13 protein-coding genes and 2 pseudogenes are annotated in these 10,709 nt (G+C 61.0%); 8 read left to right on the top strand and 7 right to left on the bottom strand.

Going from position 1 to position 10,709, the window contains the following annotated elements; translation table 11 throughout:
• Positions 1-533: 533 nt before the first annotated feature.
• The 7 genes and pseudogenes from Q7T06_RS05135 to Q7T06_RS05105 form a co-directional block, all read right to left on the bottom strand.
• Entirely contained in the window at positions 534-1,847 is a 1,314-nt protein-coding gene (locus Q7T06_RS05135) for a FecR domain-containing protein (RefSeq protein WP_304781303.1), read from the bottom strand.
• A gap of 226 nt (positions 1,848-2,073) precedes the next feature.
• Positions 2,074-2,586 (bottom strand): GNAT family N-acetyltransferase, encoded by a 513-nt coding sequence (locus Q7T06_RS05130; RefSeq protein ID WP_304781299.1) that lies wholly within the window; start codon positions 2,584-2,586, stop codon positions 2,074-2,076.
• A complete protein-coding gene (locus Q7T06_RS05125; RefSeq protein WP_304781295.1) occupies positions 2,583-2,864 on the bottom strand; it encodes a DUF1778 domain-containing protein in 282 nt (93 codons plus the stop codon). Before Q7T06_RS05125 ends, Q7T06_RS05130 begins: the two co-directional genes overlap by 4 nt.
• A 282-nt stretch (positions 2,865-3,146) precedes the next feature.
• Positions 3,147-3,428, bottom strand: a complete 282-nt coding sequence (locus Q7T06_RS05120) for a type II toxin-antitoxin system YafQ family toxin (RefSeq protein WP_304781292.1) — start codon at positions 3,426-3,428, stop codon at positions 3,147-3,149.
• The gene (locus Q7T06_RS05115; protein WP_304781289.1) at positions 3,415-3,678 is read right to left on the bottom strand and encodes a type II toxin-antitoxin system RelB/DinJ family antitoxin; all 264 of its coding nucleotides are present in this window, start codon (positions 3,676-3,678) and stop codon (positions 3,415-3,417) included. The genes Q7T06_RS05120 and Q7T06_RS05115 overlap by 14 nt, the downstream gene beginning before the upstream one ends.
• 321 nt (positions 3,679-3,999) lie before the next feature.
• Positions 4,000-4,429: pseudogene (locus tag Q7T06_RS05110) on the bottom strand (type II toxin-antitoxin system VapC family toxin).
• Positions 4,426-4,665 carry an Arc family DNA-binding protein gene (locus tag Q7T06_RS05105; protein WP_304781308.1) on the bottom strand — a complete coding sequence of 80 codons (240 nt, stop codon included), beginning with the start codon at positions 4,663-4,665 and terminating at the stop codon, positions 4,426-4,428. Before Q7T06_RS05105 ends, Q7T06_RS05110 begins: the two are co-directional and overlap by 4 nt.
• A 231-nt stretch (positions 4,666-4,896) precedes the next feature.
• On the opposite strand from Q7T06_RS05105, the pseudogene Q7T06_RS05100 reads away from it, so the two are divergent.
• The 8 genes and pseudogenes from Q7T06_RS05100 (at position 4,897) to Q7T06_RS05065 (ending at position 10,656) form a co-directional block, all read left to right on the top strand.
• Positions 4,897-5,221: pseudogene (locus Q7T06_RS05100) on the top strand (type II toxin-antitoxin system RelE/ParE family toxin).
• Entirely contained in the window at positions 5,202-5,537 is a 336-nt protein-coding gene (locus Q7T06_RS05095; protein WP_304781285.1) for a helix-turn-helix domain-containing protein, read from the top strand. Before Q7T06_RS05100 ends, Q7T06_RS05095 begins: the two are co-directional and overlap by 20 nt.
• A gap of 219 nt (positions 5,538-5,756) precedes the next feature.
• Positions 5,757-7,676 carry a CHASE2 domain-containing protein gene (locus Q7T06_RS05090; RefSeq protein WP_304781282.1) on the top strand — a complete coding sequence of 640 codons (1,920 nt, stop codon included), beginning with the start codon at positions 5,757-5,759 and terminating at the stop codon, positions 7,674-7,676.
• The gene (locus Q7T06_RS05085; RefSeq protein ID WP_304781279.1) at positions 7,673-8,908 is read left to right on the top strand and encodes a lipopolysaccharide assembly protein LapB; all 1,236 of its coding nucleotides are present in this window, start codon (positions 7,673-7,675) and stop codon (positions 8,906-8,908) included. The genes Q7T06_RS05090 and Q7T06_RS05085 overlap by 4 nt, the downstream gene beginning before the upstream one ends.
• A gap of 58 nt (positions 8,909-8,966) precedes the next feature.
• Positions 8,967-9,293 (top strand): VanZ family protein, encoded by a 327-nt coding sequence (locus Q7T06_RS05080; RefSeq protein WP_304781276.1) that lies wholly within the window; start codon positions 8,967-8,969, stop codon positions 9,291-9,293.
• A gap of 2 nt (positions 9,294-9,295) precedes the next feature.
• Positions 9,296-10,039 carry a Crp/Fnr family transcriptional regulator gene (locus tag Q7T06_RS05075; protein ID WP_304781273.1) on the top strand — a complete coding sequence of 248 codons (744 nt, stop codon included), beginning with the start codon at positions 9,296-9,298 and terminating at the stop codon, positions 10,037-10,039.
• Positions 10,040-10,139: 100 nt separating this feature from the next.
• A complete protein-coding gene (locus tag Q7T06_RS05070; protein WP_304781267.1) occupies positions 10,140-10,385 on the top strand; it encodes a CopG family ribbon-helix-helix protein in 246 nt (81 codons plus the stop codon).
• A 16-nt stretch (positions 10,386-10,401) separates the two neighbouring features.
• A complete protein-coding gene (locus tag Q7T06_RS05065; protein WP_304781261.1) occupies positions 10,402-10,656 on the top strand; it encodes a type II toxin-antitoxin system RelE/ParE family toxin in 255 nt (84 codons plus the stop codon).
• Positions 10,657-10,709: the final 53 nt, after the last annotated feature.

Below are 10,709 nucleotides of genomic sequence, written 5' to 3'. Positions count from 1 at the left end.
AGGACGGTTGAAGTACGCGACATACAGCGCTTGCAGGTTCAGGGTGTTAACACTCATTTGGTGCTCCTAAGGAGGAAAATTACAATTAAATTAAACTTTTGCAGCCGACGTACTTCCATCTGCAACCCAACGTACCGAATGATGTCAGAAGACATTGCTCAGTTTATGTGACGCACATCACACGATTGAGCAATATCCTTTGCTTTGTGGCGTTTTTAATGCACCTAAATATCCGGCGAGCCATTATCAGAGAAGAACCTATCTAAATCAAGGATTTGTCCTACCCGGCAAGGTAAATTTCTGAAGTGTGACCAGCGGACACAACCATACTCCAAGAGACAAAAGCGTGTGGCAATTTTGTATCATGCACGCCCCACATTAATAGTAAGCAATCGTAACAAGGAGGTTTGGGCGGCTTATGCAATTTGAATAAGCGCGGGAACAGGAATAGAAAAAGCCCTGAACGCTTTCGCGGACAGGGCTTTGTATGGTTTTTGTATTATCTACATATACATTCTATACATTCAACAGAATTACCTGCAGCCAGTCTGGCAACCCCAATACGTGATGCCGTTGGCGGTGCGCCCTGCCGATAGCGGGGCCCTGAATACATAGGCCGCGGAACCGCCGTCGGCATTGCTGAGCACCCCGTCGGCCGTCATGTTGTTGCCCGGGGCATACTGGCTGATCACGCCGAAGCGGCCATCACTGGCTACCGTGCCGCCAGCGGCAAGCTTGAACGTCTCCGCGCCGCTGATCAGGTCGAAACTGGTGGAGAATTTCTTCTTATCGAAATCGAAATTCAGCAAACCGTTTTCCATCCTGGCTTTCACCGGCAGGACCGTCACGTTATCACTGGCGATATACGCTTCGCCGTCTTTCATTACAAAGCCGACGCTGCCGCGTTCCGGCACGAGATATTCCGCGCCCACCGTGGTGCGGTACAAGGCATAGCTTCCCAATAAGGCAATACGCTGGGCTTTGGCGGCATTCTGCTCGGCCAGTACCACCTGCGCCGCCTGGTCCAGGATCGGCTGGAAACGGCCCCACACGATCGTCCGATGGACTACCGGTGTAGGATCAGGGACGACAACCACAGGCGGCGTAACCACGACAGGCGGGGGCGTGACCACCGGCGGCACGACCACCACGGGCGGCTCTTCCGGCGGGGAAACGATCACCGGCGGCGGCTGTACCGGCGGGGTGTTCGGCTTCGATTCGCCAGGATTCTGCACATTGGCGCTCTTGATCGGGTCGAGCAGCGGCTCGGGCACCGACAGGCCCACATTCGGCGTACCGACATTATTCTTGCCGATCGGCTCGTCGCCGCGCGGCGGCGCGACCGTATCCGGCGACAGCACGCCACCCGGCAGCAGCCTGGCCGATGGCTGGCCGCGCTGGATCTGCAGCAGCTGGCCGCGCTGGGCCGCGGTCAGCTCGCGGCTGGTAGCGCCTTCGCAGGGACCGGTGCCTTCCGGACGGCAACCGCCGGAAAAGCCGCTGATGGTGATGCCGCCGCTGATGACGGCCACGCTCGAGACGTCGTTGTCCGTAAATACGGTGAAATCGGTCCCGCGCACGCCAATGGCAGCGACCGGCGTATTGAAGCGGAAGTTCTGGCGCGCCAGTTTGACCGCATTGCCCGACTGGCTGCGCGCCACGCCCTTCATCAGTTCGAGCTTGATGCGGGTATTGGCCGGGTTTTTGGCGTCGACGCGGTAGGTGGCGATCCGCGCGCGCGTATTCGGGCGCAGGATGAACAGGCCATCGTCGAGCGTCTTGACATATATATAGCCATCGGCGCCGGTGGTCAGCAGTTCGCCCTCGCTGACGGGGGCTCCCAGCACCAGCGCGCGCTCGGCGGCCTTGGCGCTGCCGGCCACAAAGATGACTTTGCCAGCCTCGGCGGCGTGCGCAAGCTGGGCCGAAACGGCCAGGCAAGCAATGAGCAGAGTGTGTCGCAACATAGTATTCCCCTTTTCCACCATTATCCGACTTCAGGCGGACGCTTCCGTGATGACTGTCACATTTTACTGGAAACAATTTCTCGGGGAGGATTCGTTACAGACTGTATCAATTATTGCCAGGAAGAATATCGCCGCTTCGGACGGTTGCCAATGGCAAGAACAAGGTATGTGGCGAGTCAGGCAGAGCGATGAAGCCATGATGCCTGTAGAAAGCCGCTGCTGCCTCGTCCTTCGCATCGACGACCAGGGCAAAGGCAGCTATCTCCGAGCGTGCAGCACGGTCGAGCGCATCGGCCAGGAGCGCACCACCTAGCCCCTTCCTTTTGAATGCCTGATCGACGGCCAGGCGGCCCATGCGGATTGCTGGCACCGTCGGATAACGGGGCAACCTCTTTCCGGTGCTGGCGGGAAGATCGGCCAGCAGCAGGCTTGCCGATGCCAAGGTGTAGTAACCCGCGACGCGTTTTTCGTCAGCCAATGCCACGAAACAGGCGGCCACGCGGCGGCGAACATCCTGGGTGGCTTGCTCGCGCAAGTAGCGGTTCAACGGTTCCGAGTCGCTCTTGAACGCGGCCCGGTCATGCGTGGCATCGAGCGGCACAAGTTGGAAGCGGCTCATTCAGCGCGCAAGAGCTTGCTACGACGAACGAAAGCACGTTGCAAAGCCGGGGACGGTTGCGGCGGCGCCAGCAGCGCCTGTGCGAAGCACTCCTGATCGGCTAACGAGAGCCGGATAACTTCGGCCTGCTCAATGGCGCGTTGCGCGGCGTCCTGGACGGCGGCCACAACGAAATCAGTCATGGTGCGCCCCTGAAGTTCTGCGGCGCGTTTGAGCATCGCATGCAGATCGGTGCTGATCCGGGCTTCGAGTCGGGCGGTAGAGTTAGCTGTGGACATGGATGTTATCCTCCCGACGCAATGGTACGGCAATATGCCGTACAGCGCAATAGCCGCCTTTTTTTTGGGGGGGAGTGTAAACCGGACCCGCCGAAAATTCCGTCAAGTTTTGCAGCGGCGAACAACGGCAAGACGCGCTGCTCAAGACTGAAATGAAGCAAATCCCGGCGGCAGAGAAGAGTCAGGGGGGGGGATTGTGCGTTTTCATGATCACTGTTGGCCATGGCGAATCACGTGAGACTCAACCAGAGTCAGCTCCTTGTCATGCGCAGAGCCAGCTGCTCACAGGCCAAGCTCACTGTGTGAGCCGAGACGAACGAGCTGCAGCACAGCGTCATCCGGTTTGCGATAAATCAACACCAGGTCAGGTTTGACGTGACAATCCCGGTGATCTTTCCAATCGCCGTCGAGCGCGTGGTCGCGGTGCTTCTCGGCCAACGGCTGGTCATTCGCCAGCGCGGTCACAATAACAATGAAATCTCTCGCCAGCGACTGTCGATGGGGGCCTTTGGCTTCGCGCCTGTAGTCGCGCTTGAACTGGCCGGTATGCTCAATCGTCCGCATTCAGGTCTGCCATCAAATCCTCGACGGTAGCGAACGACTTCAATCCACCACGACGCGCTTCTTTGATCGCCTCGATGGTCGTTGCGTTCGGCACCAACGGCTCGAATGGCAACGCCTTCTCGCGGGCAACGCGGGTCAACATGATGCGGAAGGCATCGGACACGGTCAAGCCCATTGCCGCCAGCACGGCCGTCGCCTCTTCCTTGATGTGCTCGTCGATGCGCGCACGGACTACCGCATTTGCAGCCATGATTTCTTCCTTCACGTGTGTGAGCTACATTGTAGCCCACCTGATCACCACTTGCATCTGATTTGTTTTGCTTGTGTGTCGGAAGAAATGTTTAACGACGCATCAGGAATGGCGAACAAAGACACCGACGAGCCGGCAGCAGATCGGCTTGCTCCTCTTATATCGGATAACGGGACAGCTTCTTGCCAGTGATTGCCAAAAGATCGGCCAGCAGCACGCTTGCCGACGCCATCGATCATGGTGCGGCCCCGAAGTTCAGCGGCGCGTTGGCATGGCCTTGTCCTCCTCAGCGGGCATAAAGTCATTTCGAGCCGATGAGCATCAGCGTGCCCGCCACGTCCAGGGGTTGATGACCGCCAAGCCGGCAGCAACAAGAGGCGACGTGTCGCGCGTGGCTATCGCGAACCCATGCGCCAGCGCAATGGCAGCGATATAGCCATCCGCGGGTGCAATAGCCTGTCCGGCGGCACGAGCGCGCGCGCGCGTAGCAACGCATAGGATTGCGATGCAGGGTCATCAAACGCCAGGATGCGACCGACGAACAAGGGCAAGACGCGCTGTTCAAGACTGGAATGAAGCGCATCCCGGCGTTTGCCCTCTGGCAGCACAGCGATACCGAAGCGCAGTTCCGCGAGACTGATTGTCGAGAGGTACAGCGTTTTGATGATCTGCGCGTCGATCCGGCAAGGACGTTCGTGTCGCCTGACGCTTTCAATGGCTCGGAAACGAACATGGAATCGAGCAGGATCATTCAAAACTCATCGGTTCGGCTGGAACCGTATCGCGTTCGATCTCAAGATCGATGCCCCCCACTTCGCGGCCAATTTCGGCTAGCAGGGTGCCGAACTTGATCCGACCCTCGGGCCGAACAGCACATTCGAGGATCGCCCGGATCTCAGCCTCGGTGCTGCGACCATGCGTGGCAGCACGCACGCGCAAGGCGCGGTGCGTTTCATCAGGTAAGTTGCGGACAGTCACGGATGCCACTGCTTTCACTCCCCCGGTCCCTATGAACTCGCCAGTCGCCATCGAGCGCATGGTCGCTGTGCTTCTCGGCCAACGCCTGGTCATTCGTCGGAGCGGTCACAGTGAAGCCACATTGTCGCCCACCTGCTCGCTACATGCATCTGATTTGTTTTGTTCGTTGCGACGGAAACAGATGTCTTGCAACACTAGCCATGCTCGCAGTTTTTACCTGAACAGGTATAAACTGCAAGCATGGTAGATCGAGTAAAACCGCTCGAATGGATAGCGAGCAGCTACAAGGATTTGATGGCGTTGCCGCCTGACGTGCGCAGGCGCTTTGGTTACGCGCTATCACTAGCGCAGATGGGTGACCAGGATGACGCGGCAAAGGTGCTCAAAGGCTTCGGTGGCGCCGGCGTGCTTGAGGTTGTCGACGGTGTTCGTCCTGCATTGTTTCCAGAAGAAGAGCAAGCGCGGGATCGCCACACCGAAGCAAGATATGGACATCATTCACGCCCGGCTGAAGGTTGCCGAGGCAATGGCACAGGAGATACGAAATGCAAAAGCGAATCATTGAAGGCGTCGAAGTTCAACGCGGTTCGGGCAACGTCTACGCCGACCTTCGCTTGCCCGATGCCGAAAAACTCAAAATCAAGACGGGCTTGGTGGTCGAGATCAGGAAAGCGATGCGCACCCTCGAACTGAATCAGCAAACAGCGGCCAAGCGTATGGGCATTCCTCAACCGAAAGTGTCGGGAATGATGCGCGGAGACTTCACAAATCTGTCCGAGCGCAAGCTGATGGACTGCTTGAATCGCCTCGGCTACGACATCGAGATCAAGGTGCGGCCGACAGCCGAACAGGTCGGGCACCTGACGCTCGCAACCACTTGACCCAGGACGCTGGCGATGGCGGCGCTTGGCAAACGCCTCGAATTCAAGGTCGCGTAGTTCCTGCCGCGCTGCGCCGCGTCCGGCTTGTTACTCAATCTTCCCGATTCTCATATACTTCCCTTTTTATTAACGTTCCGCCAGACCTTTCGTTCTATGCGGCATCAACGAACATAGTATACTGTGGCCCACTGACAACCACGTGCGCCCCGGCGCCCGCCCATGCGCCATTCCCCGGTCAATCGCCCACGGCTCCTGTCTGGAGCCGCAGCCATCCGCTTCAGCTTTGCGCTGGCAGCGGTGCTGCTCACTGTCTGGGCGCAATGGCTGAAGCCACCGGCCAGCTCGTTTTTTGCCGACGAATGGCTGCGCGACCGCATGATCAACCTGCAGGCCAGCAGCGCCGAAGAGCCGCGCATCCTGGTGGTCGACATCGACGAAGCCAGCACGTCCGAACTGGGACCCTGGCCCTGGCCACGCGAACGCATGGCCGACCTGGTCGAAAAGCTGATCACCATCTATAAGGCCAAAGGCGTGGCGCTCGACATCGTGCTGCCCGATCCGCGCCCCGACAGCGGCGATGGCGACCAGCGCCTGGCCTTGCTGGCCGAACACGGCCCGCTGGTGACCGCCCAGATTTTCGAATATCCCGGCGCCAGCGAAAACCCGGTGCGCGACGGCCAGCTGGCCGGCGGCGTGCCGGCCAAGGGCAGCCACGCCGGCGTGCCGGCGCGCGGCTACATTGCCAACCACGCCGGCATGGCGCGGGCCGCCCACGTCGGCAATATCGGTTTCATTCCCGACCGCGACGGCGTATTGCGCCGCCTGCCCCTGTTCACCCGCTACCAGGACCGGCTGTACCCGGCCCTGACGATTGCCCTGATCGACTGCTGCAGCGGCGGGCCGCCGTTGCGCCTGCCTGCGGACGACTTCATGCGCGTGTCGTACAAGCGCGACTGGACCGCCTTTACCGTGGTGTCGGCGGCCGACATCCTGAAAGTGCGGATCCGCCCCGACAGCGCCCACGATCGCCTGGTCCTGGTCGGTTCGTCGGCCATGGGCCAGGGCGACCGCGTGACCACGCCGCTGGCGGCGCAGCGACCGGGCCTGGGCGTGCACGCCGCCATGCTGTCGACCCTGCTCGAGCACCAGGCCGGCCAGGCGCCGGCGCCGTGGCCAGGGAAAATCATCGCCGTCCTGTTTTCGATCGGCATCGCCATCATCGCCATGCTTGGCTTTCCACGCCTGCGCGCCGTATCCAGCGTCGGCCTGTTGCTGGGCAGCATGCTGGTCTGGCTCGTGGTGGCCTACTTTACCAGCCGCCACGATCCGGCTTTCGTAACCACCGCGCCACTGGCCTCAGCCCTGTTCCTGCTGATCGTGGCCGTGCCCTTCCAGTGGCAGCTGACCCAGACGCGCTCGCGCCACCTGCTCGATACCTTGCGCCAGTACGTGGCGCGCGAAGTGGTCGACGAACTGCTGCGCAGCGACCTGCGCGACCCGCTCAAGCCGGCCCGGCGCGACGTCACCACCCTGATTGCCGACATGGAAGGCTATACCACCCAGGTCGAAACGCTGCCGGTGGAAGAAGCGGCCCAGCTCACGCGCGACTTCCTCGACTGCCTGACCGGGCCGGTGCTGGAACAAAAAGGCACGCTCGACAAATACACCGGCGACGGCCTGGTTGCTTTCTGGGGCGCGCCATTGCCTGTCGACAATCACGCCGACCTGGCGCTGGACGCCGCGCGTGAAATCGTGCGCCGCGTGCGCCAGATGAGCGCGCATCGGGTGGACCAGGGCAAGCTGCCGCTACGGGTACGGATCGGCATCGAGAGCGGCGAAGCCATGGCCGGCGACTTCGGCACCTCGTTCCGTTCGATCTACACGGCGGTCGGCGACAGCGTCAATACGGCGTCGCGCCTGGAGCAGGCGGCGCGCGATTTCCCGCACGATGTGATCGTCGGCGCCGGCACGGTGGGTCGGGCGACCCGCCATCGATTTATTTTATTAGGCGAACGTCTATTGCGCGGCAAAGAAAGGCCAACTACCCTGTTCACTTTTGATCCAGACCCAACAGATGCCCCGAAAACGATGGCAGTGACGACGACAGACCCGCAGCGTACCGCAGAGCCGGCCCGATGACGCGCCCTGTACCTGCCCGCGGACTGGCGGCCGGCCTGTGCCTGACGGCCTTGCTGGCCGGCAGCGCCAGTGCGCAAACCACGCCCGACAAGCCCGACCTGTACCAGGAAGCGCTGCAGTCGATCGCCGAAGGGCGCAAGAACGACGCCAGCGCGGCCCTGATGCGCGTAATCGAGAACGAACCGCTGCACGCCGGCGCCTGGCTCGAAATTGCCCTGATCCAGTGTTCGCTGGGCCACGCCGACGAAGCCGACCGCCTGTTCCGCGACATTATCGAACGCTTCAAGCCGCCGCAAGGCATCCTGGACCTGATCAGCGAGGCGCGCGCCGGCGGCTGCAATTCATGGCATGCCAACAGCCAGGGCTCGCTGATGGTGGCGCGCGGCATCGACCAGAACGTCAACCAGGGCGCCAGCACCAGCACCTATGCGGTCATCCGCGACGGCATTCCGCTCGAGGAAATCCTGTCGCCCGATTTCCTGCCCAGGCACGACCAGTACAGCGTGTTCGGCGGCGAATACATGCGCGACATTACGCCCAACGGCAGCATTGCCTTCGGCCAGTTCCAGGCGCGCCGCAACGACAGCCTGTCGCAGTACGACAGCGCCTCGCTGTTCGTGGGCGTAGAAACGCCGTGGCGCCTGGGCCGCTGGACCTTGCGCAGCACCAGCATGCTGGGATTGACCAGCCTGGGCGGCGCACTGTACCAGCGCCACGTTCAGTTCCAGGCCCGCGTCGGACCGCCCATCGCCCTGCCCGGCAAAACGCAGCTTCACCTGATCGCCGCCTATTCGCATGTCGACTACCGCACCCTGGTCAGTTTCGACTCGAACACGGTTGAACTCAAGGCCCAGCTCAGCTACCGCAGTAACGGCAGCTCGGCCAGCCTCACCTCGGGCTATCTGAACGACCACGCGACGGGCGACCGTGCCGGCGGCGACCGCCACGGCTGGCTGCATTCCCTGCTCGTGCGCCAGGCATTGCCGGAAGGCATGATGACCGAAGTGGGCCTGGTGCGGCAGAGCTGGCACAGCGCACTGCCGTATGCGCCGGCGATCCCGGTGGTGCGCGACCAGCGCACCCAGGTGATACGCGCCACCTTGATCATGCCAGTGGGCAAAAATCACAACGTGCAACTCGAGGCGCGCCAGGTCAGGAACAAGGAAAATATTTCCGTCTTTCAGTACAATAACCGGCTGCTGCAGCTCAGCTGGCAATGGAACGGGCTGTAACAAGCCCGTCATTCCGCTACAATTGCCAGCAACGAATATTGATTGTTGATGGAGTCGCATGGTCTGGGAGTTAGTTTTGTTTATCGCGGCCTGCACGGTCGTTACCGTCGGCTGCCTGGTGCCGAACGGCTGGCTGCCGCCCCTGCCCAACGATAAACTGATGCACTTCGTCGGCTTCGGCGGCATTGCCGCCCTGGCCCTGCCGCTGGCAAGCAGCCGCCGCGAAGGCGCCTGGATCCTGATCGGCGTGCTGCTCGCCAGCGCACTCATCGAATGCCTGCAGAACCTGCTGCCCGACCGCCGCTTCTGCTGGCGCGATATTGCCGCCAATGCCTGCGGGATCGGCTTTGTCGCGCTGTGCGCGCTGCTGTACGGAGCGCTCTGACGATGAGCAATACTGACAACGTCAAGGACAAGGACAGCAATGCCGCGCCGGAAGAAAACCGGCAAAACATCCAGATCCACCTGCGCAAGATTCCCCTGCTGGCCGAACTGACCGATGAAGAAATCATTCGCGTCAAGGCGGAAATCCGCATCCGCCGCCACGCCAAGCGCGAAGTGGTGCTGCACAAGGGCGGCAGCGGCGATGGCCTGCTGTTCCTGCTATCGGGCCAGCTGCAGGTGATCGACGTGACCGAGGACGGGCGCGCGATCGGCCTGCGCATCCTGGCGCCGGGCGATTTTTTCGGCGAGATCGCCCTGATCAACAACTCGACCAGGTCTGCCTCGGTGGTGGCCATGACGGAGGTGCTGGTCGCCTTCCTGCCGGCGCCGCTGGCCATGCACCTGTTCTCGCACTCGCCGTCGGTGGCCTCGCACATGCTGAAACACCTGGCCCAGAAGATCCAGCGCGACTCCGAATTCCGCGCCCTGCTGAGCATTAACAATACCGCCAAGCGGATCTACACCTACCTGGTGCTCATGCAGCGCAAGCCGGGGGAAGACGGCGGCCAGCCGGTGGTCGAAAACCTGCCGACGCACCAGGACATTGCCAACATGATCAACACCAGCCGCGAGACAGTGACCCGCGCCCTGCTCACGCTGGTGCAGCAGGGTATCGTGCAGAAGGACCAGCACAAGCTGACGATCCTGGATCCGGAAGCCTTGCAGAAGCTGGTTCAGGGGACCTGATACAAGCCCGAATGCCCCGATGGCGAAAAGCTGTTGACTTTGAAATCGCAATACATACACTGAGAATATACGAAGTCGCACTTCCTTCGATTTGGAAATCATGAAACCAAGCGCCGATACGCCAATGACCGTTAGCCTTCCGGCCGACCTGGCCAGCCAGCTCGACAAGCTCACCCGAGCCACCGGACGGGACAAGAGCGCGATCACCATTGCCGCGCTCCGGGAATACATGGAAGCCGAGGCATGGCAAATCGCCGATATCGAGCGAGGCGTCGCGGAAGCAGAACGGGGTGAGTTTGCAAGTGCCAGCGAAGTGAATTCTTTCTTCGCAAAATATGGCGGTTAAGTGGACCAGGACAGCATTGGCCAACCTGGTCGCCATCGTTGAGTACATCGAAAAAGACAATGCCGAACGGGCAAAGTCATTCGCGCAGGAAATCCAAACAAAAACAAATAGCTTGGCCGAGTTTCCCGGCATGGGTAGGCCAGGACGCGTAGTCGGCACTCGCGAACTGGTCATACATCCCAACTACATCATCGCGTACCGGGTGCGCGCAGATGTGGTGGAGGTCTTGCGAGTTCAGCATGTCGCCAGGCGCTGGCCCAAGCGATTCTGACGCGGTCTCGATGCGGCTCAGGTCCGGCCGGCTTCGAGCATCTCGGTCAATCG

The organism is Herminiimonas sp., assembly GCF_030645555.1.
Lineage (GTDB): Bacteria > Pseudomonadota > Gammaproteobacteria > Burkholderiales > Burkholderiaceae_D > Oxalicibacterium.
Note: the sequence above shows the minus strand (reverse complement) of the source record. Positions and strands in the feature narration are given on the sequence as shown.